The sequence below is a fragment of the Streptomyces sp. NPDC001914 genome (assembly GCF_042891215.1).
Lineage (GTDB): Bacteria > Actinomycetota > Actinomycetes > Streptomycetales > Streptomycetaceae > Streptomyces.
The window spans coordinates 211,995-238,742 of the sequence record NZ_JBIASW010000013.1; the positions used below are offsets into that span (position 1 = coordinate 211,995).

The 26,748-nt window shown below is 73.0% G+C and carries 21 protein-coding genes, 1 tRNA gene and 3 pseudogenes; 10 read left to right on the forward strand and 15 right to left on the reverse strand.

What is annotated here, in order from left to right; all coding sequences use genetic code 11:
* Window positions 1–126: 126 nt before the first annotated feature.
* The 5 genes from ACFYYF_RS31080 to ACFYYF_RS31100 all read right to left on the reverse strand — a co-directional run bounded on the left by ACFYYF_RS31080 (window position 127) and on the right by ACFYYF_RS31100 (window position 4,366).
* On the reverse strand, window positions 127–927 hold the full coding sequence (locus tag ACFYYF_RS31080) for an amino acid ABC transporter ATP-binding protein (RefSeq protein ID WP_388780803.1): 801 nt from the start codon (window positions 925–927) through the stop codon (window positions 127–129).
* Window positions 917–1,567 carry an ectoine/hydroxyectoine ABC transporter permease subunit EhuD gene (gene ehuD, locus ACFYYF_RS31085; protein ID WP_388780804.1) on the reverse strand — a complete coding sequence of 217 codons (651 nt, stop codon included), beginning with the start codon at window positions 1,565–1,567 and terminating at the stop codon, window positions 917–919. Before ehuD ends, ACFYYF_RS31080 begins: the two co-directional genes overlap by 11 nt.
* Before the next feature lie 40 nt (window positions 1,568–1,607).
* The gene (ehuC, locus tag ACFYYF_RS31090) at window positions 1,608–2,336 is read right to left on the reverse strand and encodes an ectoine/hydroxyectoine ABC transporter permease subunit EhuC (RefSeq protein WP_388780805.1); all 729 of its coding nucleotides are present in this window, start codon (window positions 2,334–2,336) and stop codon (window positions 1,608–1,610) included.
* Window positions 2,333–3,262 (reverse strand): ectoine/hydroxyectoine ABC transporter substrate-binding protein EhuB, encoded by a 930-nt coding sequence (gene ehuB / locus ACFYYF_RS31095; RefSeq protein WP_388780806.1) that lies wholly within the window; start codon window positions 3,260–3,262, stop codon window positions 2,333–2,335. The genes ehuC and ehuB overlap by 4 nt, the downstream gene beginning before the upstream one ends.
* A 120-nt stretch (window positions 3,263–3,382) precedes the next feature.
* Window positions 3,383–4,366 (reverse strand): D-2-hydroxyacid dehydrogenase, encoded by a 984-nt coding sequence (locus ACFYYF_RS31100; RefSeq protein WP_388780807.1) that lies wholly within the window; start codon window positions 4,364–4,366, stop codon window positions 3,383–3,385.
* A 249-nt stretch (window positions 4,367–4,615) separates the two neighbouring features.
* Between ACFYYF_RS31100 and ACFYYF_RS31105 the strand changes: the two genes are divergently transcribed.
* Together ACFYYF_RS31105 and ACFYYF_RS31110 are read left to right on the forward strand one after the other, a co-directional pair.
* A complete protein-coding gene (locus ACFYYF_RS31105) occupies window positions 4,616–5,347 on the forward strand; it encodes a decarboxylase (RefSeq protein ID WP_388780808.1) in 732 nt (243 codons plus the stop codon).
* Window positions 5,348–5,580: 233 nt separating this feature from the next.
* Window positions 5,581–6,687, forward strand: coding sequence for an LLM class flavin-dependent oxidoreductase (locus tag ACFYYF_RS31110; RefSeq protein ID WP_388780809.1), 1,107 nt, complete (start codon window positions 5,581–5,583; stop codon window positions 6,685–6,687).
* Here ACFYYF_RS31110 and ACFYYF_RS31115 read toward each other — a convergent pair.
* A complete protein-coding gene (locus ACFYYF_RS31115; protein ID WP_388780810.1) occupies window positions 6,660–8,606 on the reverse strand; it encodes a putative bifunctional diguanylate cyclase/phosphodiesterase in 1,947 nt (648 codons plus the stop codon). The two genes, ACFYYF_RS31110 and ACFYYF_RS31115, sit on opposite strands and share 28 nt — an antisense overlap.
* A gap of 354 nt (window positions 8,607–8,960) precedes the next feature.
* On the opposite strand from ACFYYF_RS31115, the pseudogene ACFYYF_RS31120 reads away from it, so the two are divergent.
* Both ACFYYF_RS31120 and ACFYYF_RS31125 read left to right on the forward strand, forming a co-directional pair.
* Window positions 8,961–9,938 (forward strand): annotated as a pseudogene (locus tag ACFYYF_RS31120) (M6 family metalloprotease domain-containing protein); the annotation flags it as partial.
* A 669-nt stretch (window positions 9,939–10,607) separates the two neighbouring features.
* A pseudogene (locus ACFYYF_RS31125) lies at window positions 10,608–10,958 on the forward strand (peptidase M6); the annotation flags it as partial.
* Window positions 10,959–11,031: 73 nt separating this feature from the next.
* Here the strand turns inward: ACFYYF_RS31125 and ACFYYF_RS31130 are convergent.
* The 7 genes and pseudogenes from ACFYYF_RS31130 to ACFYYF_RS31160 all read right to left on the reverse strand — a co-directional run bounded on the left by ACFYYF_RS31130 (window position 11,032) and on the right by ACFYYF_RS31160 (window position 17,744).
* A tRNA-Lys gene (locus ACFYYF_RS31130) sits at window positions 11,032–11,105 on the reverse strand.
* A complete protein-coding gene (locus ACFYYF_RS31135; RefSeq protein ID WP_361681702.1) occupies window positions 11,096–11,764 on the reverse strand; it encodes a bifunctional DNA primase/polymerase in 669 nt (222 codons plus the stop codon). Before ACFYYF_RS31135 ends, ACFYYF_RS31130 begins: the two co-directional genes overlap by 10 nt.
* A gap of 154 nt (window positions 11,765–11,918) precedes the next feature.
* The gene (locus ACFYYF_RS31140) at window positions 11,919–12,296 is read right to left on the reverse strand and encodes a hypothetical protein (RefSeq protein ID WP_328452125.1); all 378 of its coding nucleotides are present in this window, start codon (window positions 12,294–12,296) and stop codon (window positions 11,919–11,921) included.
* Window positions 12,297–12,468: 172 nt separating this feature from the next.
* Complete coding sequence (locus ACFYYF_RS31145) at window positions 12,469–13,803, reverse strand: AAA domain-containing protein (RefSeq protein ID WP_365484437.1); 1,335 nt, start codon at window positions 13,801–13,803, stop codon at window positions 12,469–12,471.
* A complete protein-coding gene (locus tag ACFYYF_RS31150; RefSeq protein ID WP_388780811.1) occupies window positions 13,800–15,395 on the reverse strand; it encodes a hypothetical protein in 1,596 nt (531 codons plus the stop codon). Before ACFYYF_RS31150 ends, ACFYYF_RS31145 begins: the two co-directional genes overlap by 4 nt.
* Window positions 15,396–15,658: 263 nt before the next feature.
* A pseudogene (locus tag ACFYYF_RS31155) lies at window positions 15,659–16,795 on the reverse strand (hypothetical protein); the annotation flags it as partial.
* Window positions 16,746–17,744: a phosphatase PAP2 family protein gene (locus ACFYYF_RS31160; RefSeq protein WP_361681714.1), complete on the reverse strand. Its 999-nt coding sequence runs from the start codon at window positions 17,742–17,744 to the stop codon at window positions 16,746–16,748. The pseudogene ACFYYF_RS31155 and the gene ACFYYF_RS31160, both read right to left, overlap by 50 nt.
* A gap of 244 nt (window positions 17,745–17,988) precedes the next feature.
* Here ACFYYF_RS31160 and ACFYYF_RS31165 point away from each other — a divergent pair, with 244 nt between their 5' ends.
* Window positions 17,989–18,585 carry a histidine phosphatase family protein gene (locus ACFYYF_RS31165; protein ID WP_388780812.1) on the forward strand — a complete coding sequence of 199 codons (597 nt, stop codon included), beginning with the start codon at window positions 17,989–17,991 and terminating at the stop codon, window positions 18,583–18,585.
* A 19-nt stretch (window positions 18,586–18,604) separates the two neighbouring features.
* Here the strand turns inward: ACFYYF_RS31165 and ACFYYF_RS31170 are convergent, their stop codons facing one another.
* Complete coding sequence (locus tag ACFYYF_RS31170; RefSeq protein WP_388780813.1) at window positions 18,605–20,161, reverse strand: hypothetical protein; 1,557 nt, start codon at window positions 20,159–20,161, stop codon at window positions 18,605–18,607.
* A 299-nt stretch (window positions 20,162–20,460) separates the two neighbouring features.
* Between ACFYYF_RS31170 and ACFYYF_RS31175 the strand changes: the two genes are divergently transcribed.
* Together ACFYYF_RS31175 and ACFYYF_RS31180 are read left to right on the forward strand one after the other, a co-directional pair.
* Window positions 20,461–20,901, forward strand: coding sequence for a hypothetical protein (locus ACFYYF_RS31175; protein WP_361681723.1), 441 nt, complete (start codon window positions 20,461–20,463; stop codon window positions 20,899–20,901).
* A gap of 63 nt (window positions 20,902–20,964) precedes the next feature.
* Window positions 20,965–21,870, forward strand: coding sequence for a spermidine synthase (locus ACFYYF_RS31180; protein ID WP_388780814.1), 906 nt, complete (start codon window positions 20,965–20,967; stop codon window positions 21,868–21,870).
* An 83-nt stretch (window positions 21,871–21,953) separates the two neighbouring features.
* On the opposite strand, the gene ACFYYF_RS31185 is transcribed toward ACFYYF_RS31180, so the two are convergent.
* Window positions 21,954–22,496, reverse strand: a complete 543-nt coding sequence (locus ACFYYF_RS31185) for a hypothetical protein (RefSeq protein WP_361681729.1) — start codon at window positions 22,494–22,496, stop codon at window positions 21,954–21,956.
* Window positions 22,497–22,650: 154 nt separating this feature from the next.
* Between ACFYYF_RS31185 and ACFYYF_RS31190 the strand changes: the two genes are divergently transcribed.
* From ACFYYF_RS31190 to ACFYYF_RS31200, 3 genes are all read left to right on the forward strand, one after another.
* Window positions 22,651–23,355, forward strand: a complete 705-nt coding sequence (locus tag ACFYYF_RS31190; protein ID WP_388780815.1) for a response regulator transcription factor — start codon at window positions 22,651–22,653, stop codon at window positions 23,353–23,355.
* Window positions 23,352–24,728, forward strand: coding sequence for a sensor histidine kinase (locus ACFYYF_RS31195; RefSeq protein WP_388780816.1), 1,377 nt, complete (start codon window positions 23,352–23,354; stop codon window positions 24,726–24,728). The genes ACFYYF_RS31190 and ACFYYF_RS31195 overlap by 4 nt, the downstream gene beginning before the upstream one ends.
* Window positions 24,729–25,118: 390 nt before the next feature.
* Window positions 25,119–26,597, forward strand: coding sequence for a cellulose binding domain-containing protein (locus ACFYYF_RS31200; protein ID WP_388780817.1), 1,479 nt, complete (start codon window positions 25,119–25,121; stop codon window positions 26,595–26,597).
* Window positions 26,598–26,748: the final 151 nt, after the last annotated feature.

A 26,748-nucleotide genomic window follows, 5' to 3' on the forward strand; every position in this document is an offset into this window, starting at 1 on the left:
ACGCCTCTCAGCAGGAGCGCACCACCCTGGCATATGCCAAAGGCATGGCACTTCGGGCATGTCCCGGCCGCCCGACCTCGTGCCTTGCCCCGCGCCCTTCCCTTCATGCCTCGTCCGCGGCGCCCCTCAGAGCACCGCGCCGAGGAATTCCCTGGTCCGCTCGTGCTCCGGGTCGCTGAAGATCTTCTCCGGCGGGCCGGACTCGATGACATGACCAGAATCGAACATCAGCACCTGGTCCGAGATGTCCCTGGCGAAATTCATCTCATGGGTCACACAGAGCATCGTGATGTCCGTGGTGCGGGCGATGTCGCGCAGGACGTCGAGGACGCCCGCGACCAGTTCGGGGTCGAGGGCGGACGTCACCTCGTCCAGCAGCAGCACCTGCGGGCGCATCGCCAGCGCGCGGGCGATCGCCACGCGCTGCTGCTGGCCGCCGGACAGCCGGCCCGGCCGCGCGTCGCACTTGTCCGCGAGACCGACCAGGTCCAGCAGCCCGCGGGCCCGTTCCTCGGCCTCGTCCCGGGACAGGCCGAGGACGGTCACGGGCGCCTCGGTGACGTTCCTGAGCACGCTCATGTTCGGGAACAGGTTGAACTGCTGGAAGACCATCCCGATCTTCTTGCGGACCTCGCGGACCTGCTTCCCCGGCGCGGGGAAGAGCCGGTCCCCGGCGACCGTGATCGTGCCCTCGTCCGGCCGGGTCAGCGTCATCAGCAGCCGAAGGATCGTCGTCTTGCCGGAACCGGACGGGCCGATCAGCGTGACGTGCTTGCCGGAGTCGACGCGGAAGTCGAGATGGTCGAGGACGGTGTTGTCCCCGAAGCGCTTGGTGACCTGGTCGAAGCGGATCAGCTCGCTGCCGTCCACCGGGGGGTTGGCGAGGTCGTTCAGGGGACTCGTGTCGGTGTTCGTCTCAGCGGACAAGGCGTCGCTCCAGGGCTCGCAGCAGCAGGGAAGCCGGATAGGAAATGAGGATGAAGGCCACGCCGATGACGGTGAGGGGCTCCGTGAACTGGAAGTGCTGCTGCGAGTACAGCCGCGCCTCGCCGAGCATCTCCAGCACGGTGATCGTCATCAGCATCGGGGTGTCCTTGAGCATCGCGATGACGTAGTTGCCGAGCGCCGGCACCACACGGCGGACCGCCTGCGGCAGGATCACCGCCGTCCAGGTGCGCCGCGCGGGCAGGCCGAGTGCCGTGGCCGCCTCCCACTGTCCGGCGGGCACGCCCTCGATACCGGCCCGGTAGACCTGCATCGTGTACGTCGAGTAGTGCAGCCCGATCGCGATCACACCGGTGGTCATGGCGGAGAACGTGATGTTCCACTCGGGCAGCACGTAGAAGAGGAAGAAGAGCTGCACCAGCAGCGGGGTGTTGCGGACGAACTCGGTGGCCACCCCGACCGGCCAGCGCACCCAGCGCGTCGGCGCCCGCATCAGCAGCGCCCACACCAGGCCGAGCACGAACGAGATCACCGAGCCGAGGGCCAGCGCCTTGAGCGTGACCAGCAGACCGTCCCAGAAGTGCGGCATGAAGTCGCCGACGGCGTTCCAGTCCCAGGTCATGCGGCACCACCGATCGTCGTCTCCGTGAAGGGGGCGGTGCTCATGAGGCACCTCCGCCCGTGGCCGCACCGGCACCGGCCGTGGCGGCCCGCTTCGTCTCGCGGGTCGGCGTGCCGTCCGGCGCCCCGCCGACCCCGGCCTTCAGCCGCTTCTCCAGACCGCGCATGAGCCGGGTGAGCAGGAAGGCGATGACGAAGTAGATGAGCAGTACGTACGTGTAGACCTCCGCGCTCTCCTGAAGGGCGAGCCGAACCAGGTTGGCGCTGAAGGTCAGATCGCCCATCCCCATCACGGAGACGAGAGCCGTGCCCTTGAGCAGTTCCACCAGCAGGTTGGAGAAGGGCGGGATCATCTCGGGCACCGCCTGCGGCAGCAGGATCAGCCGCATCCGCTGCCAGGGCGTGAGGCTGAGCGCGATGCCGCCCTCGCGCTGCGCCGGATCGACCGCGTTGAGCGCGCCCCGCACGATCTCCGATCCGTACGCCCCGTACGTCAGCCCGAGCGCCAGCGTGCCCGCCCACAGCGGGACGAGCTGCCAGCCGAAGGCGAGCGGCAGCACGAAGTACACCCAGAAGATCATGATCAGCGCGGAGGTGCCGCGGAACACCTCGGTGTAGAAGCCCGCGAGGAAGCGGACGATCCACGACCGGGAGGTACGGGCGATTCCTGCGAGGAAGGACATGGCTCCGGCCAACAATGCGCTGAGGAACAGCAGTTGGACGGTGACCCAGATCCCTTCGAGGACGAGTTTCCAGAGTCCCGATGTCATCCGCGGCACAGCTCCTTCGCGGTCATGTCGGTCATCTCGGCCCTGGTGAAGCCGAACGGCCGCAGGATGCGGAAGAGTTCGCCGCTCTCCTTCATCTTCCGCAGCTCGACGTTGAAGGCGTCCCGCAGCCGCGTCTCCGGCGAACGGAACGCGAAACCGCCGCCGTCGACGTGCTTCTCGCCCTTGACCAGGGGCGCGAAGGCCTTGGTGCTCTCGGCCTTCGCGGACCTCCGCACCACCTCGCGGACGGTCAGCGCCGTCCCCGCGAAGACGTCGGCGCGCCCCGCCTCGACCGCGTTCAGCCCGGCCACCTGGTCGGGCACGACGAGGATGTCGCTCTCCTTGTACCCGGCCTCGACCGCGTACTGGATCTCCGCGTAGCCGGTGCCGGTCGCGAACCTGGCCTTCTTCGCCACGACGTCCCGGTAGTCGTGCAGCCCCTTCGGGTTGCCCTTGCGCACGATGAACGCGTCGAGCATCTGGTAGTCGGGGTCGGCGAAGATGACCTGCTCGCAGCGCTCGGCGTTGATGTACATCCCGGCCGAGACGACGTCGAACTGCTTCGAGTTGAGCCCGGGTATGAGGGAGCCGAACTCGGTCGGCACCGGCTGGACGCGGTCGACGCCGAGCCGCTTGAAGACGACTCTCGCGAGTTCCGGTGCCTCTCCGGTGAGCCGGCCGTCCCGGTCGATGTAGCCGAACGGGATCTCGCCCGCGATGCCGAGCCGGACGACGCCCTGCGCCCTCAGCCGGCCGAGGAGATCACCGCCGTCCGACGGCGCCGCCGTGGCCACGCGGCTGCATCCGGCGGCACCGAGCGCGCCGAGCGCCGCCACCCCCGCGAGCAGCGACCGGCGGGTCGTCCCGGACCGCGGTCTGTCGTGTCCCATTGCGTTCGCACATGTTTTCCCAAGTGGTGGAGCCATGGCGGCGCGGCTACCCGGGACCATGCGATGTATGCGGGCCGGATTCGCCCTTGCGGTGGCAGCCGGTGAGTTGTAGCAGCGTCGGCCCGGCCGGTTCCGGCCCGTCCCTCCCGGGGCGGTTCAGTGCCCCGGCACGTACCCGCGCCGCTTGTCGACCACGTTCGACAGCGGCTTGCCGGCGGCCCAGCGCTCGTACAACTCCACGAACTGCGCGCCCAGTTCGTCCCGCCAGCCGACCGTGTCCCCGCTCATGTGCGGCGACACGATCAGACCCGGGACGTCCCACAACGGGCTGTCCCGGCCGAGCGGTTCGTGCTCGAATACGTCGAGGGCCGCGCCCGCGATCCAGCGCTTCGACAGTGCCTCGGCCAGCGCCTCCTCCACCACGAGCGGGCCGCGCCCGACATTGATGAAGCGGGCCGAGGGCTGCATCATCCCGAAGCGCCGGGCGTCGAACATGCCGCGCGTCTCCGCGGTGAGCGGCGCCGCGGACACCACCCAGTCGGCGCGCGCCATCAGCCGGTCCAGCTCCCCGGGACCGTGGACACCGGTGCGCGGGACGCGTCCCACCAGCGCCGTGGTGACGTCGAGTGCCTTGAGCGTGCGCGCGATCGCCCGCCCGATCGGCCCCGACCCGACCACGCAGGCGCGGGTCCCCGCCACCCGCTGCGCTTCGCGGTGCCGCCACTCGTGGCGGCGCTGCAGGTCCCAGGTCCGCGGCAGGTCCTTCGCCATGGCGAGGACCAGGGCGGCCACGTACTCGGCGATCGGCCGGTCGAAGACGCCGCGCGCGTTGGTCACCACCGTGTCGGACGCGGCGAGCTCGGGACACATCAGATGGTCCACGCCCGCGCTCGCGGCGTGCACCCAGCGCGGCCGGGGTCCCTCGCCCGGCCAGGCACGGCGTACGGCCCCCGAGGCGAAGTCCCACACGAGCAGCACGTCCGCGTCCGGCAGCTTCTCCGCGAGCGTGGAATCGTCGGCGTGCTCGATCCGCACCCGGCCGGTGAGCCGGCCCAGCCGGGGGAGCGGGTCGGCGTCCAGGACGAGCAGGGTGGCCGGTCCCGACGGGCGGGGCGCACCGGGGAACGTACGGGCGTTCATCAGGGGAAACCCTTTCGCAAGGGGACCGACCACGCTCGCACCCGAACCCGCGGCCGTCAACACCGGCGTACGACGTCGTCCCCCGGCCGGTGGCGAACCCCCCGCGAACCGGTGATCTCGGCCAACCAGGTGGAGAAAAGGGGCGGCGCTGCGCCAACCGGGTACCCGGGCGGTGGGCCCTCGGCGGCGGCTGATTGACCGGGCCGCCCGGCGGGGACCCGTACTTCGCCATGAACAGGAAGGTTGGGCATGACCGCACTCGGATTCCTCCATCCCGGACGCGCGGCCGAGGACGACTACCCGCGCATCGAGCAGCTCCTCGGCAGCGACATCCGTCTGACCGTCGTCCACACGGACCTGGACGAGGACCCGCACAGCGTGGAAGCGCTCCGCGCCATGGGCTCGGTACAGCGACTCGCGGCAGGTGTCGAGGAGCTGCGCCTGTCCGGCGCGGAGGCGGTGGTCTGGGCGTCCGCGAGCGGCAGCTTCGTGCACGGGGTGCAGGGCGCCCATGAGCAGGTCCGCGGCCTGGCCATGGCGGCCGGGCTGCCGGCCTCCTCGACGGCCTTCGCCTTCGCGCACGCGGTGCGGGAGATCGGCGCGGACCGGGTCGCGATCGGGGCGGCCCTTTCCGACGACGTGGCGGGACTCTTCGCGGAGTTCCTGGGGGAGACCGGCACGGAGGTGGTCGCGGTCCGCGGCTCCGGCGCCGCCACTCCCGCCGAGCTCGCCGGCCGGGACTACGGCCGGGTCCTCGCGCTGGCCCGGGAGGCGGACCACCCGGACGCCGACGCCGTCCTCCTCCCCGACACGGCCCTGCACACCGCCGCCCACCTCACGGCCCTGGAGAAGGACCTCGCCAAACCGGTCCTCACCGCCCACCAGGTCACGGTCTGGGAGGCCCTGCGCCTGACGGACCGCAGGGTGAACGCCCCCGACCTCGGCACCCTCTTCACCCGAGAACCGCTGGTCCAGGTGTGAGAAGGGTCCGGTGCGCCCCTCCAGCGCGAAGATCCAGCCCCTCCGGCGTTTGAGGAGCGGGGGTCCGGGGGCGGAGCCCCCGGGTACGGGACGGGTAGGGGCGGAGGGGGCGAATCAACGCCCCAGCCCCACCCGAGGGCACGTTCCGGACCCCGCCCCGCGGGAATAAGCGGAGACGGCCTCCTGTTACCGACGTGAGGACAGCGACCGGTACACAACAGGAGGCACCCCCGGTGGACGAAACGCCCGAGACGGACGAGATCCGCGGCAAGGCAAAGGGCACCGCCCCCGTCCCCCTGTCCGTACTGGACCTGGTCACCGTGGGCGCGGGCCGCACCGCGACCGACGCCCTCCGCACGAGTGTCGAGATCGCCCGCCTCGCCGAATCCCGCGGCTTCCACCGCTACTGGGTGGCCGAACACCACTCCATGCCGGGCGTGGCCAGCTCCTCGCCCGCGGTGATCCTCGCCCACCTGGCCGCCCACACCGACCGCATCCGGCTGGGCTCCGGCGGAGTGATGCTCCCCAACCACGCCCCGCTGGTCATCGCGGAGCAGTTCGGCACCCTGGAGGCGATGGCCCCGCGCCGCATCGACCTGGGCCTCGGCAGGGCCCCCGGCACGGACGGGGCGACGGCGGCCGCGCTGCGCCGCACCCAGCGCCTGGGCGAGGGCGCGGACGACTTCCCCGAACAGCTCGCGGAACTCGTCCGCTTCCTGGACGACGACTTCCCCGACGGCCACCCCTACGCCCGGATCCACGCCGTCCCCGGGCCCGTCCAGGCGACCTCGCCGGGCGGTGTCCAGTCCCCGCACCGGCCCCCGGTCTGGCTGCTCGGCTCCTCCGGCTTCAGCGCCCGTCTCGCCGGCGTCCTCGGCCTCCCGTTCGCCTTCGCACACCACTTCTCGGCGCAGAACACGATCCCGGCCCTCGACCTCTACCGCGAGTCCTTCCGGCCGAGCGCGGTCCTCGACGCCCCGTACGCCCTCATCGGCGTCTCCGCCCTCGCCGCGGACGATGAGAAGGAGGCCCGCCGCCAGGTGCTGGCGGCCGCCCTGAGCATGGTCCGGCTGCGCACCGGGCGTCCCGGACTCGTGCCCACCCCGGAGGAGGCCGAGGCGTACGAATTCAGCGCGATGGAGCGGGAGTTCGTCGGTTCCTGGAACGCCAACGTCATCCACGGCACCGCCGACGAGGTGCGCGCCGGCCTCGACGACCTCCAGAAACGCACCGGCGCCGACGAGTTGATGCTCACGGGCAACGCGCACGGCGGCGACGTACGGCTGCGCTCGTACGAACTGATCGCGGACGCCTACGGGTTGCCGGCCGCCGAGGCCTGAGGGCAGGTCGCCGACATCAGGAGCGCGGAGATGCGTTCCGGCGTCACCGGCCGGGAGTACAGCCAGCCCTGGCCGGTGTCGCAGCCGATCCCGCGCAGCCGTGAGGCCTGCGAGGCGGTCTCCACGCACTCGGCGGTGACCGTCAGGCCGAGCCGGTGGGCGAGCTGGATGAGCGCCTCGACGATGACCTCGTCGGCCGGGTTCGGGTGGGCGGACGAACCGTCGGCGTTCTCGTACTGGAAGCCGCGGACGAAGGAGCCGTCCAGCTTCAGCACCGACACCGGGAGCCTGCTCAGGTAGGCGAGGTTCGAGTAGCCGGTGCCGAAGTCGTCGATGGCGATGCGGACCCCCATGTCGCTGAGGGCCTGCAGTGCCTGGAGCGGACGGCCCGCCGAGCCCATCACCGCCGACTCCGTCAGCTCCAACTGCAGCAGATGCGGGGGCAGTCCGGTCTCCGCCAGGATCTTCGCCACGTCCGCCACGAGGTCGGAGTCCCAGACCTGGCGCACGGCGACATTGACACTGACGAAGATCGGCGGGGCGTCCGGGCGGTCGAGCTGCCAACGGCGCGCCTGGCGGCAGGCGGTGGCCAGCACCCAGCGGCCGAGCTGGACGATCGAGCCGTTCTCCTCGGCCAGTCCGATGAACCGGTTCGGTGTGAGCGTCCCGAACCGCGGGTGGTTCCAGCGGACGAGTGCCTCGACGCCGTGCACACCTCCGTCCTCCATGCCCACCAACGGCTGGTACTCCAGGGTGAATTCACCCCGTTCGACGGCCGAGCGGAGGGTGGACGACAGGGCCTGGCGGGTCATGCGGTGCGCGTTGCGCTCCGGGTCGAAGAGCGTCCAGCGGCCCTTGCCGTCCGCCTTCGCCCAGTACAGCGTCGTGTCCGCGGCCTGCATCAGACCGGTCGCGGTGGTGCCGGTGGCGCGCCGCTCGACGACCCCGATGGACGCCGACAGGGACAACCGCTGCCCCGACAGGTCGAAGGGCGCCTGCAGCGCCTTCAGCACGGACTCGGCGAGATCCGCCAACTGGTCGGTGCCCGTGGAGTCCTCGACGAGCAGGGCGAACTCGTCCCCGCCCAGCCGCGCCACCAGGGGAGCGGCCGCCCGCGTGAGACCGGCCTCCTCGGCACAGCGCGTCAGACGTTCCGCGACGGCCGCGAGCAGCCGGTCCCCGACCCGGTGGCCGAGGGTGTCGTTGACCGCCTTGAACCCGTCCAGGTCCAGATAGCACAGCCCGATCCGGCCGGTTCCGCACTCCTCGTACGCCTCCGTCTCCAGCGCCGCCGACAGCCGCTCGAAGAACAGGGTGCGGTTGGGCAGCCGGGTCACCGGGTCGTGCATCTGCAAGTGGCGCAGCCTCGCCTGGAGTTCACGCCGTGCGCCGATGTCGGTGACCGAGATCAGGACCGCCCGTTCCTGCGGGGGCAGCGGCGCGATCGTGACCTGCGCCCAGATGACGTGGCCGTCCGGGTGCTTGAGCCGGCGGGTGCAGCGCAGCCGGGCCTGGCTGCCGCCCAGCATCTCCCGGTACGCGTGCCAGGTCCGGGCGTCGGAGGCCAGGTCCACCAGGTCGGCGGCGGTCCGTCCGACGAGTGTCCGCGTCCCGGCGCCCAGCAGCGTGCCCAGCGCCTCGTTGGCGGTGACGACGAGACCGTCGCGGTCGACGACCGCCATCGCGAGGGGGGCGGTGGCGAACGCCGCGTGGAAGGTGCGGAGTGACGTTCCGTCGGCCACCGCCGGGGGCGCGGGGGTCCCGGAAGGCGGCCCCGGCGACACGGACGGTACGGAAGGGGCGAGTGGGCCGGGAGAGGTCCCGGCGGACGTACGAGAAGACGTGTTTACGTGACGTTCTGTGACGGCCGGCCGGAGGAGGTCTCCCGCGGGCGCCGGCCCTTCGGACGTTCCGCTCACCGTTCGCTCCCGCAGTGCACTCGTTCTTCGTATGGGTCTCTCGGGGCGGTCGGCCGGTCATGGGCGGCCGCACAAGCCGTGTCCGTGCAGGAAAGTGTGCCGATCATAGAGGCTGCCCCCGAAACGGTGCAGCCACTGTCCAGTGTCCAGGAACAAGCGGCTGTTCTGACAGATCGTTTCTGCCTGTTATCCGGACGGGTTCCTTCTCCCGTCGGCCGCACGTGACGTTCCGTGCATGTCCGGGGGTGTCGGCCCGCTCCCGCACTCACCCTTCCGGTGCAGACAAACAGGGCGAAATAATACAAATGCGATCAGGCTGGAGGCGGTGTCCCGAAACCGCATCCGGAGGTCGACGTGCCGCGTCCGCTCCCCTTGAGGGTTCTCGCTCGCGGGGCCCTGCGCGGCCTCGCCCGCGACGGGGCGCCCCGCTGGCGCAGCACCGCGGCCATGTTCACCTCGATGACCGCGCTCGCCGCGACCTCCCTGGGGCCGGGCCACGCGCTCGCCGAACCTCTCACGTCGCCCTGCGCCCTGACACGGACCGCGGCGCACCACTCGGAGGGCGCCGACACCTGGAACACGGCCTACGTGCGTCCCACCCGCCCCCTCGACGCCGTGATGGTCTTCCTGTCCTTCCCGGACTCCACCCCGCGCACCACGCCCGCCGAGCTGACGAGGGACTACTTCCCGGCCACCAGCCGATTCTTCGAGCAGGCCTCGTACGGGAAGTTCACGGTCCGGCCGCATCCCCAGCGCGCCTGGATCCAGATGCCGCACGCCTCCACCTCGTACGCCATACAGCGGGACTGGGACGCCGGTGACCGTGCCGCCTATCTGCGCGACGCGCTCGCCGTGGCCGACCCGCGGGTCGACTTCTCCCGCTACGACGTCGTCTACTTCATCGCGGACCCGGACGCCCCGGGCGTCGACTCCGACGCCACGAAGGTCGTCAACCTGGACACGCCCCTGCACGCGGACGGCAAGGACATCCGGCGCGTCGTCACGGTCTTCGAGAAGCATCCGCCGGACCGTCTCGTCCTCGCGCACGAGACCGGCCATGTCTTCGACCTGCCCGACCTCTACCACCGTCCCACCGACGGCAAGGGCGACTGGGACACCTACGTGGGCGACTGGGACCTCATGGGCAGTCAGTTCGGCCTCGCCCCCGACCTCTTCGGCTGGCACAAGTGGCGGCTGGGGTGGCTGGAACCGCGCCAGGTGGCGTGCGTACTGGGCTCCGGCACCACCCGGCTGACGCTGGAACCGCTGGAGACGGGACCCTCGCGCGCCGCGGTCGGTTCGGCCGGCGCGAGCGTCGGGGCTGCGGCCGGTACCGGGGTTCTGGCCGCCCCTCCGACCGGGATGACGGCCGCAGGGGCGGCCGCGCCGGAGGGGCAGGACGGACCGGAGGGGCAGGACGGACCGGGAGGGATGGCGGCCATGGGAGGGGTGACCGGCGCGGCCGGGACGAGCGGGACGAGCCCGGCCGCCGGGGAGGCGGGGACGAGCCGGGCCACCGGGGAGGCGGGGACGAGCCGGGCCACCGGGGAGGCCGGATCGAGCCGGGCCGCTGGAGAGGCCGGGGCGAGCCGGGTGACCGGAGAGGCCGAAGTGACCGGAGAGGCCGGGTCGACCGGGACCGCCGGAGGGGGCCGGGTGTACGGGGCCACCGGTGAGGCCGGTGAGGCCGGTGAGGCCGGTGAGGGCGGGACTACCGGGGCGGCCAGGACCACCGAGACGGCCGGAACCACCGAGGAGAGCGGGACCACCAGGGCTGCCGCGGCGACCGGAACCACCAAGGCTGCCGGAGCGAGCCGGGCCGCTGGGGAAGCCGGGGCGAACGGGACCGCTGAGGCTGATGGGGCGACGAGGGCCGCCGGGACGGCCGGGGCGAAGGCGGCCTGGCAGGGGCCGCGGGTGCCCTCGGGCGGGTCGCGGACGTCCACGCGCGCTCCGAGCGTGTCCCCGAGCGCGGTGGGCGTGGCGGCTCCGCCCGGCTCGCAGACCTTCGGCGCCGGCTCGGGTACCAAACTGGCGGTGGTCCCGACGGGCCCGGACAGCGCGATCGCCCTGGAGGCCCGAGGACCGGCGGGCAACGACAGCTCGACCTGCGAGCGGGGCGTCCTCGTCTATGAGGTCCGCAGCCGGACCGAGTCCGGCAGCGGCCCCATCCAGGTCCTCGACGCCCACCCCGGCTCCGAGTCCTGCTGGGAGGACTCGGTGTACCCGCCGCTCGCGGACGCCCCGGTGCGCCTCGGGGAGAGCTTCGAGGTGCCGGGCGCGGACGTCCGCGTCCAGGTGGAGGACCGGTCGGCCTCGGGAGCCTGGACGGTACGGATCACGACAGGCTGAGCGGCCTCGCGGGGGCGGAAACGACGAGAGCGGGATGCTCGCGTCTCCGCGAATCATCCCGCTCTCGTTGGCGTGCGCCGCCAGGGACTCGAACCCCGGACCCGCTGATTAAGAGTCAGCTGCTCTAACCAACTGAGCTAGCGGCGCCTGCTGACGTCGTAGACCTTAGCATCCTGATCGGCGGGAGGAAAAATCGATATCCGTACCGCCGCGGACGCCGCCGCGCGGGCCGCCCGAACGGCCGCCCAGAGCAGGATCTCGGGGCCGGGGAGCCAGGGCCGCCGCGTGTCGGGGGCGACCAGCCAGCGGGAATCGGTCCGGACGGCCTCGGCCCCGCCGGCCCCGGAGTTCAGCGGAGGCACGGTGACCGCGTCCCCGGTGCCGTGGCAGAGCAGCGGCGGCACCCCCTGGCACCGCCCCGCCCGGCCGCCCGGCTCCGCGCCCCATTCCTCCCACTCCATGAGCGAGGGGAGCCGCTGGGCGGTGCCGGGCGCGGCGAACAGCAGGATCCGCCCGCGGTGGGCCGCCACCGGGCCCGAGCCCGGCCCCTCCTCCCAGAGCCGGTCGAGCATCCGCCGCCCGAAGAGGGCCGAGGCGCTGACGACGTCGAACGCGCTGCCGCAGAGCAGGACGACCGGGGCGTCGGGCCGCTCGCGCCACAGGGCGAGCGTGCTGCGCGGATACGTTCCCGCCGAGGCGAGCCAGGCGGCGCCCTCGGCCGTGACACCGGAGACGTCCAGCCGCTCGGGCGACCTCGCCCCGGGGCTGTGCGGGGTGCTGCTCGGCGCGTTCCGTGTGCTGCTCATGCCGCATACATCTACCGGCGGTGAGCGCCCGGTCCCAGACGGTTGCCCGAAACCGGGACAGGCGGGGCCGAGGGGGAGTATCTTGCCCGCCCGGCATATGCCAGGAACGGGGTGAAACCGGGGCTTCCGGCGCTCCCCGTCCCGGGCGGGCGCGTCAGAGCGGGTCGGTCACCCCGTGACCGTGTCCGTTGCCCTCCGTGCCCCGCAGCAGGTCCTGGCCGAACTCGACCATCTTCTTCGCGTAGTCCTCGGTCCACTCGGCGCGCTCGGCGATCGAGGCGGTGGTGAGCCGGTCGAAACGGCGCGGATCGGCGAGCTGCGCGGCGGCGATGGCCTGGAACTCGACGGCGCGGTCGGCGGCGGCGCGGAACGCGTGCGCCAGTTCCGTGGACCGGTCGAGCAGCGCGCGCGGGTCGTCGATCGACTCCAGGTCGAAGAAATGCTCCGGATCCCCGGCGGCTTCCGCGGGCTCGAAGAGCAGGGGCGCGGGGCGTAGCCGCGGTTCGTTCCGACGCGGCGTGGGCTCCGCCATGTCTTCTCCTCCTCGTACGGTTCGGGGCCCCTCTCGGAAAAGGGCCACCGTCCATTGTCTCGCGCCCGCGCAAGTGGGCCCGGAAGGGCAGGGCACGCCCACCGGGACCCGGACCCCGGCCGGCCTCGTGGCCGTCGGAGCGGGGCCGGCGGTGCCGCCGGTGCCACGGGGTTCAGGGCCGCCAGGGCACCCGGTGTTCCGCCAGGTGCGACAGCACCGAATGATTGGCCTCCCAGCCATCCGGAAACTTCACGGTCACCCCCAGCTGCACGGGTTCGGTCGACGGGTGGTCGTCCAGCAACTCCGTGATTCCTTCCCGGCAGATCACGATGCACGCGTGCCGGTGCCGGGAAGCGAGGACGCACAGACGTCCGGTCTCCAGATGGAAGGCCGTGGCGTCGGGCCGCCCGGACAGCGGGTGCAGGACGACCGTGACGTCGAACTCCCGTCCCTGGAGCCGGTTCGCCGTGTCCACGGTGACGTCCGTGACGCCGAGACCGGCCAGCGCCGCCCGCACGGCCGCGGCCTGGTCGCGGTGCGCCGTGCCGACGGCGATCCGCTCGGCCGTCAGCGGCACCGGATCCTCCGCCCGCTCCGAGGTGGCCGCGCCGCCCCGGTCGAGCAGCCGCCGTACGACCCCGGCCACGGCGTGCACCGCCTCCGGGTCCGTGCGCGGAGTGTGCCGGGCGGGCAGCTCCAGCAGGCCCCAACCGGACTCGGCCGCCTCGTCGATGACCCGGTCGGTGCCCGAACCGTCCGACGGGACGCCGAAGTTCAGCCGCCGGTCGCCGTGACCGGTGCCGCTGCGGAACGGCGTGTACGGATAGAAGGCGTGCGAGACCAGGGGTGCCGCCGACGCGGGCAGCCGCCAGGACACCGGGAGGCGGTGCTGGGGCAGCCGCGGATTGTGCGCCAGCAGGGTGGACACCGCGGACGCGGACGGGTCGTAGGACAGTCCCGCCCACTGCTCCGCGCCGACGATCGAGAACGGGTCCAGCTGCCCGGGGTCGCCCACGAACAGCGCCCGCTCGAAGAGCCCGGCGACGGCGAGGAGCGAGTCCGAGCGCATCTGGTACGCCTCGTCGACGATCGCGTGCCGCCAGGGCTCCACACCTTTGACGTGGGCCCACTTCGCCGCCGTCGAGACCACGACGTCCAGGCCCGCCAGATCCGCCGCCTTCGTGGACTTGCGGACCTGGTCCAGGCCGTCGAGCGCCTTGTCGTACGGGTCGGAGTCACTGCTGTGCAGCCGGCCCACGGGCAGGTCCGGCTCCTTCTCCGCGAGCCGCAGCACCAGGTCGTCCACCTGGGCGTTCGTCTGCGCGACGACCATCAACGGGCGCCCCGCGGCGGCCAGTTCCAGAGCGGCCCGGACGACGAGGGTCGACTTGCCGGCGCCCGGCGGGGAGTCGACCACGACGCCGCGGTCGCTGCCGTGCAGGGTGTCGCGCAGGATCGCGTCGGTGGCACGGGTGGCCTCGGCACCCGGGTCGAACACGGCGGTCACAGGACGTCCTCCTCGGTCACCGGGTCCGGCAGCGGCAGGGCGTCCGGCTCACCGGGCGGCCCTCCGTGCGTCCACGGCGTCTCCTCCGGGTCGGGCAGCTTGGCCCCGCCGCGCTGCTCGTGCTCGAAGAGGGTGAAGCAGACGGCGTCCCCCTTCTCCGGCACGGACCCGGGCTCGGGTTCCTTGCCGCGCCCCATCTTGTCGACGATCCGCAGCACCAGGGCCGTGCCCTCGTCGGCGTACCCCACGAACTCCGCGGCCTGCGGCTTCCCGCCCAGCGAGCGGTACACCCTGGCCCGTTCCCCCAGGTGCGGGCGGTCGTCCGTGCGGACGGTCACCAGCGGGCGGGGGCTCGGCCGCTTGCCTTCGCCGTACGCCATCACGACCTCGGTGACCTCTCCCGCGAAGGCCTCCCCGGCGAGTCGACGGCCCGCCATGACCAGCGGGTCGTCGAGGGCCTCCTGCGCCTCCAGCCGGGCCTGCTCCCGCTCGCGCGTGGCCAGCTTGTTCGCGGCGGTGACCGCGTCGTCGCGGCGCGGCTGCGGCGGCTCGCCGGCCACGACACGGTCGCGGTGCCCGGTGAACGACCAGCGGTCGCGGGTCCACCGGTCGGCGGCGTGCGCCCCTTCCGGCAGCGTCCGCAGCAGGTCGAGGCCGCGCCAGACCGCGTCCCAGGTGGGGTGGGTGACGCTCTCGACCAGTTCGCGGATCGTCCGCTCCGCCGCGGTGAGTTCACCGAGCCGGTCGTCCGCCTCGACGCCGTCCTCGGCGGCGGCGAGCGCCGTCCGCGCGCGGTCGTAGCGTTCGATCGCCGGGGCCAGCAGGTCGTTGTCGAAGGCGGGGTCGGTGGCCGGTCCGGCGGGCGGGCACACGAGCTGGCCGCGCGCGTCCCGCCGCAGCTCGGCCCGCACCGCGGCCTCGGCGCCCGGCTCGCCGTCCGGCGGATCGAGCCAGGCGAGCAGCGCGCCGAGATGCTGGTCCTCCAGGCTGCTCTGACCGGTGGCCCAGTGCCGGGACAGCACGTCGGTGAGGGCGAGCAGCAGGGCGGAGCCCGGCACCCGGGCGCGCTCCCCGAAGTGCGTCAGCCAGCGCCCGAACAGCGGCACCCGGGGAGGCGCCGGATGCGGGGTCTCGGGATCCTGCTCGGCGGTACGGCGAAAGCGGGTCGAGCGCCCGAGCAGGCGGACGAAGTCGATGCCGGCCCGGCCCGGCACGATGATCTGCGGCGCGTCCGCGCACAGCTCGACCTCGACCTTGACGCGCTTGCCGGTCTCCGGGTCGGTCTCGCTGCGCTCGGCCGCCTCGACCACGTCCGCGAAGGTGTCGATGTACGGCAGGACGACGTCCGCCAGTTCGGCGAGGAACGCGAAACGCAGGTCGCGGTCGCGGGGCTGCGGTACGACCAGCAGCCGGGGCGCGTCCCGGTCCGTGCCGACGAGCGCGCCGAGCGGGGCTCCGGCCTCACCCGCGGTGGTGAGCGGCACGAACACCAGTGGCCGTTCGGCGAGATGGCGGTGGAGCACGGTGGCGGCGGGCTGCGCCCGGCCGCTCTCGACGGCCTCCAGCCGGGCGAGTGCGGTGATCAGCGACATGCGCCCGCCTCCGGGTTGCCGGCGATGCCGGGGGCGGCGGCTTCGGCCGCGCCCGTGCCGTCGGGCGCGGGTGTCCCCGGTGCGTCGGCGCCGTCGGGCACGGGCGTTTCGAGTGCGCCCGCACCGCCCGGCGCGGGTGTCGCGTCCGGGTCGGCGCCGGGTGCCGAGGTCCGCGGGGCCCGGGAGCCGGGGACGGTGGGTACCCCGGCGGGGTCCTCCGGCCCACCGTTCCCTGCCCCCGCCGGGGTCGGCACCAGGGCCTTTGCCGCTCGGGTGCGGGTCTCCGGGGTCGTGCCGCGCAGGGCCTCCGCGCGCAGCAGGGCCGCCCTCCTGAGGGCCGCGACGGCGGGATCCCCGGGGTCGCCCGCCCTCCCGTGCGCCGCGTCCAGGACGTCGGGGACGGTCGTCAGACCGCCCAGCTCCGCGCGCAGCGAGCGGCCCAGCGAGGTCACCGCGCCCTCGGCGCGTGAACGGGCCCGGCAGTGGAAGGCCAGTTCGCAGGCGGACAGGCACTCGGGGGCGTAGGTCGCGGGGACCGCCTCGACGGCCGTGATCAGCTCCTCGGCGGGCAGGCCGGGGGAGAAGCAGGTGCCCTCGGGCAGGGCGGCCGCGATGTCCTCGACGCGGGTGAGCCGGGCGAGCTGGCGGCGGGTGACCGCGCGCTGCTTGCGCACGTCGACGGCCGAGGCGGCCGGGAGGTTGGAGAAGTCCTTCGGGCAGACCAGCAGGACGCGGTGGTGGACCTCGGGAGCGGGATCGAGGCGGACCGCGACCTCCTCCAGGGCCAGGACGTACACCGCGGACTGCCGGGCGGCGGCACCCACCTTGGCCGGGTCGGCCGAGCCGTCGAGCATCGGGAACGACTTGATCTCGACGACGGTCCAGCCCCCGTCCGGATGCACGACCACGGCGTCCGGCTCCAGGAAGGCGGGGGAGCCCGCGACGTCCAGGGCGAGCATCGGGTGGTCGAGCAGGGTCCAGGCCCCGGCACCGGTGGCCTCGCGCAGCGCCAGTGCCGTACGTTCCGTGCGCCCCTCGGGGCCGATCGCGCTCAGGTCGGGCACGGCACCGGCGCCGGGCGGCTCGGCGCCCGGGTCGAGCCTCTCGTGCACCAGCCGCAGCAGCTCGGCGCCGCCGTCGGCCTTGACCCGTGCCTCGAACGCGTTGCCCCGCATGAAGGCGAACTGCGACATCCCGAACGCGGACGGCGCGCCGAGCGCGCCGGCCAGCTTCGCCTTGTCCACGCCCACGCCGTCCAGCAGGGCGCGCCGGTCGCACCCGGGGTTGGCGGCGAGCGCCGCGAGGGCGCGCGCGTCCAGCGCCTTCGGCGCGATGTCCGGTCCGCGCAGCTCAGCGAGCTGCTGTCGCAGCGCTGTCGCCCGCGTCCGTGGCGGCGGCACCCGGCTCGGCTCCCGGCCCGGGTCGGGACTCGCGCTGTCGGGGAATTCGTTCACCCGGGGAAGTCTGGCACCCCGCACTGACAATCGCGGAACCCTCGCCCCCCGAGGCACCCGCGGCCCACGGGACACGGGCCGCCAGCAGGGTCCGCACGCGGTTCGCCGCCCGCATGACGAGCGGGGTCAGCAGCAGGCCGGCGCCCATCACGGCGACGCCCGCGACGGCGTCCAGGAAGTAGTGGTTGGCCGTGCCCATCACGACGATCGTGGTGAACAGCGGATAGACGACGGCGGCGACCTTGGCGGCGGGTGTACGGCCGTGGCGCCACAGCATCACGCCGCACCACAGCGCCCAGCCCACGTGCAGGCTCGGCATGGCCGCGTACTGGTTCGTCATCCCGCCCATGCCGCGCGGGGCGCTCGCCTCGCCGCCCCACCAGCCGTAGCTGCTGTACTGCGCCATCGTGTCGACGAAGCCGTGCTCGGGCGAGAGCAGACGGGGAGGGCAGGTCGGCAGCAGGGTGAAGCCGATCAGGCCGATGAACGTGGAGGTCCAGAGCCAGGTGCGGGCCGCGCGGTAGCGCAGGGGCCTGGAGCGGAACAGCCAGATCAGGATCGCCGGCGTCACCAGGTAGTGCAGTGAGGCGTACCCGAAGTCGGCGGGCACGCCGAGCCAGGCCTCCCGCGTGAACAGCCGGTTCAGCGGATGCTCGGCGTTGAGGTGGAGGGCCTTCTCGATGCGCAGGATCTCCAGGCCGTGGTCTATCGCGCCGGAGGTGTCGCCCCGGGCGAGCAGCCGGCCCGCGGTGTACGCCCCGTACACGAGCAGGATCAGCGGGACCTCGGTCCACCAGCGCAGGCGCCCCTTCGACGCGGCGGACGCGCCGAGCGCGGTCCACCGTGACCGGGCGCGCGGTGTCGCTTCGGTACGCGGTGCATCGGTCTGCGGCATCCGATCGCCCTCCCCCATCTGCTCGTGTCCATCGGCCCGTGGTGACCGGCGGTCGGTGGCCACCCCGGGATTTTACGGTGTACGCGAACGCCGCGAAGGGGCGCCCCGGATGTCTAGGACGCGGAGATCGCCCGCCGGGTTGCCCGGAGCGGGGGTGCGCGATGATGGAGTGACCCACTCCTCAGTCGTCCACGGGTGAGCGGATGTCCCATTCGCGCCGCCCGTCCCGGAAAGGCTCCTCGTCATGGCACCGCGCATCCTGCTGGCCCGGCACGGACAGACCGAATGGTCACTGTCCGGAAAGCACACCGGCAGGACCGACATCCCGCTCCTGGAAGAGGGGCGGCGCGGGGCCAAACTGCTGGGCGAGCGGCTGCACCGGTCGCCGCTCGACGCGCTGCCCGCCGCCGAGGTGCGCACCAGCCCGCTCTCGCGCGCGAGCGAGACGTGCGAACTCGCCGGTTTCGGGGAGCGGGCGACGACCTGGGACGCGCTTCTGGAGTGGGACTACGGCGCCTACGAGGGCATGACCCCGGCCGAGATCCAGGACATCCGTCCCGGGTGGTTCATCTGGCGCGACGGTGTCCCCGGGGGAGAGACCCTGGAGCAGGTCACCGCGCGCGCGGACGAGGTCGTCGCGTACGCCCGCTCCGAGGACCGCGATCTGCTGATCTTCGCCCACGGCCACATCCTGCGTTCCATAGGCGCCCGCTGGCTGGGCCTTCCGCTGGACTTCGCGGCCCGCATACGCCTCAACCCGACCTCTTTGTCGGTGCTCGGCTGGGCCTACGGGGAGCCCGCGATCGAGGTGTGGAACGACTGCGGGCACCTGAGCGCCTGACCGGCGTCCCCGGCGGCCCTCAGGCCGTACGGGGCAGACCGGCGTGGCGGTCGAGGAACGCCGAGACGCCCGAGGCCCTGCGGTGCGGGAGCAGGACGCGGGCCGTTCCCGCCAGCATGGTCTGGATGCGGGAGGACTGGACCTCGTTCAGCAGGTCGAGGACGCGCAGACCGGCGAGCGCCGCCTCGTCGGGGCGGCCGCCGCGGGCGAGGTCGTCGGCGAGTTCCGCGGTGTACAGGGCGATGTTGCGGGTGAAGTGCGGGTCCTGGAGGTGCGCTGCGCGGCGCGCGTGGCGGGCGGCCCGGGGCCAGTCGCCCAGCGTCGACCAGCACTGCGCCTCCAGGCCCTCCAGCTCGGCCTCCCCGTAGAAGGTCATCCACTCGGGGTCGGTCTCCGAGGGGCCGCGTCCGTACAGGGCCTGTGCGCGGGCCATCGCCTGCTCGCATCCCCGGCGGTCGGCGAGTCCGGCCCAGCCCCCCGCCTCGCGCAGCGCGAGCAGGGAGAGCAGGCGGGGGGATCCCAGGGGACGTGCGGCGCGCTGGGCCGCCTGGGCCGCGCGCACGGCCTCGCGCGGGCGTCCCGCGTCGCGGGCGAGGAACGCCGTGTTGCAGAAGGCGTGGGCCTCCAGGCCCGCGTCGCCCGCCATCCGGGCGGTCGCGAGGGCTTCCGCGTAGTGCGAGCGGGCGTCGTCGAAGCGTCCCGAGTCGTGTGCCAGCCAGCCCACCGAGATGGCCAGTTCGCCGGCTCCGGAGTACAGCCGGTCGGCGGTCGTCTGCCGGGTGGTGCCCGCGTCGAGCAGTTCGTACGCGGTGCGCAGGGGTGCCGCCGCGCGCCGGTAGAGCCCGTCGGCCCCGTGTCTGTCGTCGAGCAGCCGGATCCGGCGGACGGCCTCTTCGAGGGCGCCCGCCTCGGACGTACCCGCCCGGTGGACGCGGCGTTCGGCGGCCGCGGCGGTGCCGCCGAAGGGTCCCAGCGAGGCCGCCGCCACGGTGGCGGTGCCTCCGGTCATGAATGCGCGACGCTGCACGTCGCTCTCCTCGTGGTTCTGATCGCGTTTCTCGTACGGGTCGTACGGATCCCGCGGGTGGTGCGGGTCGTACGGATCGTGCGGGCGGTGCGGATCGTGCGGGCTGTCCGTGTGGTGCGCGGTGCGCGGGCCGTACGGGGCCGGGACGTGGAGCAGACCCGACGTCTCATACGTCTCGTGCGCCCCGTCCGTCTCATACGGGGCGTGTGGAGGGTTCGTGGAGTGCGCGAGGGGGGACTCCCCCGTGTCGCGCGCCCCGCGTCCGCGTACCCATGAGCGGGGCGTGAAGCCGAGGTCCGTCAGCGTGCGGCCGGGGAACATGTGCAGGAACACCCGCTCGTACGCGTAGTTGGGACAGCGGATCTCGCCCGCCTCGACGCGCCCGATGTAGCGCGCGTCGCAGCTCACCCGCTCACCGATCTCGCGTGCGGCCCTCCGCACCAACGCGGCGAACTCGCCCGGGGAGCGCTGGCCGCGCAACCGCCGGAAGGCGAGATTCGGCCGTGGTGGCCGGGGGGACGGGGACGAGGTCACCGATGACGACGCCATGGCCGGGCCCTCTCTTGCGAACCGTCGAACCACGCCGGACCCGGGGCTGAGTTGACCTGGTTGTACCCAGTAGGTGCCCTGGTTCCGGCGGGGCAAGAACGTACCTGCTGTGACAACGCCGCCACGCTGGGTTTGGCTACAAACCGGATATCTCATCCACGATCTGCCATGAACTGCCATCCTTTGTGGCGGAGTTTCGCCGTAGCCGTTGACGTCCCGGCGCGTTGAACCGGGTGGACCGGGAGCCGCCCGAACTCCCGACCCACTCGTCATGAGGAGGGGTTCCGTTGGAGGCCGGGATGCAGATCACCCAGAGCACCGAGTTCCGTACGCCGCCGTCGACCGCGCAGCACACGCCGTCCCAGGAGTGCGGCGTTCCGCTGCGGCCGGCCGCCGAGTGCGACCTGGTGACCGTCCCGGCCCGCCAGGGGCTGGAGGCGGTCGACATCCTGCGCCGCGGCGCGGCCGACAACCTCGTGGGGCCCGTCCTGCACGACGACGGCTGCGACACCCTGGGCTTCCTGGTGCCGCCCGGTACCGCCGACGCCTGGGACGTGCCCGGCAGCACCTGTACGCAGACCAACGGCCGTGGCCTGAGAGCGGCCCCCGAGCCACCGGTCGAGGGCTCGGACTGGCTGCTGCCGCCCGGTGACGCGGACCTCGCGACCGATCCGGCGGTCCTGCGGGCCGCGCTGGGTGAGGCCGCGCGGCTGATCGAGGCGGCGGACGGCTGCCGGTGAGCGGCCGGGCACCCCGCTGACCGCCGCTGAGCCGACCCGCCCGCGCGCCCCGATAATGGCCAGATGGCAAGGGCGAGGAAACAGCGGGCGGACGACGGCCGCGACACCGGACGGGGCGGGCGGCGTGGGCAGGCCGGGGCCGAGGCGGTCGTCGAAGCCGTCGACGGAGGGCTCGCCGAACTGCTGCCCGACCGCGACCGGGCACGCGCCTGGACCCTGCTCATCGACGGCGCCCCGCAGTCCCACGTCGACCTCGACGACCCCTCGTACCTGAGCTTCGAGTACCAGCGGCGCCTCGGTCACGTCATCGACCTGGTCGCCCCGCCCGGCAAGCCCGTGCAGGTCGTCCACCTCGGCGGCGGCGCGTTCAGCCTGGCCCGCTACACCGCCGCCACCCGCCCGCGCTCCACCCAGCAGGTCGTCGAACGCGACGCGGCCCTCGTCCAACTGGTGCGCCGCGAACTGCCACTGGACCCGAACGCCCGGATCCGGGTGCGTTCCGTGGACGCGCGGGAAGGGCTCGCCAAGGTGCCCGACGGCTGGGCGGACCTGGTCATCGCGGACGTCTTCAGCGGCGCGCGGACACCGGCCCACCTGACGTCCGCCGAGTTCGTCACGGAGGTCCGCCGGACCGTGAAGGACTCCGGGGTCTACGCCGCGAACCTCGCCGACGGGCCACCGCTCGCCCACCTCCGCGGCCAGATCGCCACGGTCGCCTCCGTCTTCCCCGAACTCGCCCTGGTCGCCGACCCGACGGTGCTGCGCGGCAAGCGCTTCGGCAACGCCGTCCTCGTCGCCTCCGGCCGGCCCCTGCCCGTCGCCGAACTGACCCGCCGTGCCGCCTCCGACCCGCATCCCGCCCGGGTCGAACACGGCAGGGAACTCATCGACTTCACGGGAGGCGCGGTACCGGTCACGGACGCGGTGGCGGTCGCCTCACCCGCGCCGCCGCCGTCCGTCTTCCGCTGACCCGGCGTCAGGGGCCCGTCGTCGGCAGGACCCGTCGTCGGCAGGACCCGTCGTACGCGCGGTCGTTCGCCGCGGAGACCGGCTCAGTACGTCCCGATGTCCACGTGCGGCGGCCCGTCGTGCCAGTCGCAGAACACCGACACCCGGTCAGCGCCCGAGGAGAACTCCACGCGGATCCACGTCTCGGTCTTCCACACCTGCATCGACCAGCCGGTGTTCGGCGTCGCGGACACCAGCGTCCCGTAGGTGGCGGTGATGTCGAAGACCACCCGGCCGCCCTCGGAGTCGTAGCTCTTGACCTGTCCGGAGGCGGACGGGGACGCGGCCGGGGCCGACGGGGCCGGTGACGGACCGCCGCTCGCCGAGGGCGACTTCGAGGGCTTCGCACTCGGTTCCGGGGTCGCGGACGGCCTGGTCGCGGCGCTCTTCGACGGTTCGGCCCGACGCGTCGAGGACGCCAGGGGCTTCGTCTCCTCGGCCGTGGCGCCCGCCACCGTGATCGGCAGGGCCCGCGGCGGGTCGTAGGCCGTCCCCGTCATGACGGTGTGGACACCCCACCACGACAGCGTGACCGCCGCGCCCGTGGCGAGCGACCACGCGAGTACGTGTACGAGTCCTCTGCGCATCGCCGCCATACTGCACCACGAGCACCACGGGTGTCTCACGGCCCCGGCAGGATCCGGAATGTCCGAGGGGGCGGGCCGGGATTGTCCACAAGTGCCTGACGGGCGTTGTCCACAGGCCCGGACGGCCACCACCGGATGGCGTACGGTGCGGCCCATGGCAAGTGTGCTCGTTGTCGAGGACGATCAGTTCGTACGCTCGGCGCTCATCCGGCATCTGACCGAGGCCGCGCACATCGTGCGCAGTGTCGGCACCGCCCTGGAAGCGCTGCGCGAGGTCGCCCATTTCCCCTTCGACGTCGTGATCCTCGATCTCGGACTCCCCGATCTGGACGGGTCCGAGGCGCTGAAGATGCTGCGCGGGATCACCGACGTGCCGGTGATCATCGCCACCGCGCGGGACGACGAGACGGAGATCGTCCGCCTGCTGAACGCGGGCGCGGACGACTATCTGACCAAGCCGTTCTCGGTCGAGCACCTGTCCGCGCGCATGGCCGCGGTGCTGCGCCGGTCGCGCACCACCGCGGGCGAGGCGCCCGTGCCGACGGTCATCCGCGTCGGCGGGCTCGCCATCGACCCGCTGCGCCGCCAGGCCGAACTGGACGGCGTACGACTCGACCTCACCCGGCGCGAGTTCGACCTGCTCGCCTTCCTGGCCGGGCGCCCCGGCGTCGTCGTGCCGCGCAAGGAACTGCTCGCCGAGGTGTGGCAGCAGGCCTACGGCGACGACCAGACCATAGACGTCCATCTCTCGTGGCTCCGCCGCAAACTGGGGGAGACGGCGGCTCGCCCGCGCTATCTGCACACCCTGCGGGGTGTCGGCGTGAAGCTGGAGCCGCCGAGAGCGGAGCGACCGCTGTGAGGTGGGCACTGGTCAAGGTGTGCGTGGCGGTGACGACGATGGTCGTCGTCGCCTTCGCGGTCCCGCTCGGTCTGGTGATCAAGGAGATGGCGCGCGACCGGGCGTTCTCGAACGCGGAGCGGCAGGCCGCCGCCATCGCGCCCGCGCTCTCCATCACCACCGACCGGGACGAGCTGGAGCGCGTCGTCGCCTCGGCCGGCTCGGACACGCAGATGGCCGTGCACATCCCCGCCGCCGACGGCAAGGCGGCCGTCGAGATCGGTGAACGGCGCGCCGTCGCCAAGGACGTCGCCATGACCCGGCGGCTGGGCCGGGCCTCCACCGCGGAGGTGCCCGGCGGCTCCGTGCTGCTCCAGCCCGTCGCACTCAGCTCCGGCGAGATCGCGGTCATCGAGGTGTACGTCCCCGAGGCCGAGGTCAGCAACGGCGTCGGCACGGCCTGGGCGGTCCTCGCCGGGGTCGGCGTGGCCCTCCTCGTCGGCTCCGTCGCGGTCGCCGACCGCCTCGGTGTGCGGATGGTGCAGCCCGCCCAGCGCCTCGCCGACAGCGCGCACGAACTGGGGGAGGGGAAGCTGGGCTCCCGCGTGCCCGAGGAGGGGCCGACCGAACTGCGGCAGGCCGCCGTCGCCTTCAACTCCATGGCCGACCAGGTCGTCCAGCTCCTCGCCAACGAGAGGGAGCTGGCCGCCGACCTCTCGCACCGCCTGCGGACACCGCTGACCGTGCTCCGTCTCAACACCGCCTCGCTCGGCGACGGGCCGGCCGCCGAGCAGACCCGGGCCGCCGTCGAGCAGCTCGAACGCGAGGTCGACACCATCATCAGGACGGCCCGGGAGGCCAAGCCGCAGACCGCGGCGATCGGTGCCGGGGCCGGGTGCGACGCCTCCGAAGTCGTCCGTGAGCGCATGGACTTCTGGTCGGCGCTCGCCGAGGACGAGGGACGCAAGGTGCGGGTGGCCGGTGTGGACCGGCCGTGCCGCATACCCGTGGCCCGCGCCGATCTCGCGGCCGCGCTCGACGCCCTCCTCGGCAACGTCTTCCGCCACACGCCGGAGGGGACGGCCTTCGCCGTCGACGTGCACAACGCCGAGGACGCGGTGATCGTCCTCGTGTCGGACGCGGGCGCCGGAATCGTGGATCCGGAGGTGGCGATGGCCCGTGGCCGTGGTTCGGGCAACGACGGTTCGACGGGCCTCGGCCTCGACATCGTGCGGCGGCTCGCGGAGTCGACGGGCGGGGACGTACGGATCGGTTCCTCCGTCCTGGGCGGAACCGAGGTGCGCATCTGGATCCAGCTCGACGGCAGAGCCCCGGTCCGCACCGGCCACCGCGGCACGGTCCGCCGCCGCAGACGCAACGCGGGCGTGCGCTGAGCCCACCGTCCGGTGAGGCGGCCCCGCCGACCGGCGACGCGGGTGTGTGCCCGGCTCAGCGACCGGGACGCGGGCGTGCGCTCGGCTTAGCTGCCGGTGACGTGGGCGTCCAGGGGCTTGGCGGCCCGTCATGCAGCCGTGCCCTGGCCTTGGCGGCCGGTGACGCCGGCCCACGCGGGGCCCGCCCGCGCGCGGCGTCGGCGGGTGGCAAACCGCCCACATTGGTCTCGACCTTTAACGTCTCCCGATGCCTTCCTTAAGCGGACCCTAAGATCCTCAACCGCCGTCCGTATCACCCGGTTTGACTGATTCCGGATCGCTAGCGTGATGCCCGCACCCCCTGGGACGACCCCAGCGAACCCCCCGTGAATCCGCGAAGGCAGGCACGCGATGAGCAGCACGCACCGGCGCAAGATCAGTGGCAGGAACAAGGCGATAGGCGGCATCGTCGCGGCGGCCGTCGCCGGCGGCGGCGCCTTCGTGTTCACCGGCATCGCGAACGCCTCCAGCGTCGGCGCCGCGTACACCAGGACCAGCGAGTGGTCCACGGGCTACACCGGGCAGTACGTCGTCTCCAACGACACGGGCCAGCGCAAGCCGGACTGGAAGCTGGAGTTCGACCTGCCCTCGGGCTCCAAGCTCAGCTCGCTGTGGGACGCGACCTCGACGGTGAGCGGACAGCACGTCACCGTGACGCCGCCGTCCTGGGACAAGGACGGGCTGGCGGCCGGCGAGTCCGTCACCGTCGGCTTCGTCGTGAACGGCACCGCGAACCCGACGGGCTGTGTCATCGACGGCACCAAGTGTTCGGTGGACGGGGCCACGCCCGAGCCCAGCGGCCGTCCGACGCAGACCGCCACGGCCACGCCCACCCCGACCGCGACCGCGACGCAGAGTGCGACCCCGAAGCCGACCGCCACCGCGACCGCCACGGCCACCCCGACCCCCACGCAGACCTCGGGCGGCGGCAACACGACGACCGCCGGCTTCGCGCCCTACGTCGACACCTCCCTGTACCCGGCCTTCGACCTGCTGAAGGCGGCCGACGCCACCGGTGTGAAGAACTACAACCTCGCGTTCGTCACCGACGGCGGCGGCTGCACGCCGAAGTGGGGAGGCGTGAGCGACCTCGCCAGTGACGGGGTGGCCGCGCAGATCGGCGCGCTGCGCGCCAAGGGCGGCGACGTCCGGGTCTCCTTCGGCGGAGCCTCCGGCTCGGAGCTCGCCACCACCTGCGCCTCGGCCGACGCGCTGGCGGCGGCGTACGGCAAGGCCGTGGACGCCTACAAGCTGACGAAGGTCGACTTCGACGTCGAGGGCGGGGCGCTGCCCGACACGGCCGCCAACACCAAGCGCGCGAAGGCCATCGCCAAGCTCCAGCAGCAGCACCCGGGCCTGGACGTCTCCTTCACGCTGCCGGTCCTGCCCCAGGGCCTCACCCAGGACGGCGTCAACCTGCTCGCCGACGCCAAGTCCAACGGCGTGAAGATCAGCGCCGTGAACATCATGGCGATGGACTACGGCCCCGCGTTCAGCGGTGACATGGGCGACCTCGCCGAGCAGGCCGCCACGGCCACCCAGGCGCAGATCAAGAGCGTCCTCGGCCTCTCCGACAGCGCCGCGTGGAAGACGGTCGCCATCACCCCGATGATCGGCGTCAACGACGTGGCCTCGGAGATCTTCAAGGTCGACGACGCCTCGCAGCTCGTGACCTTCGCGAAGTCCAAGGGCATCGGCTGGCTCTCGATGTGGTCCGCCACCCGTGACAAGCAGTGCGCAGGAGGCGCCAAGAACTCCGCGGACGCGGTCTGCAGCTCCATCGTCCAGAGCGAAGGCGCCTTCTCCAAGGCGTTCGCCGCTCTCAAGTAGCCATCGCGAGAACGGGGGTTGCGCGCCCCGGCCGGACCTCTCCACCCCCCACCCGGCCGGGGCGTCGTAGCAAGAGGTGAGAAGGCAGGGGCCGTGGGGGGGGGGGCCCCCGGCACGGGCGGTGCCGGGTCGCGCGCCCGGGGGGGGGGCC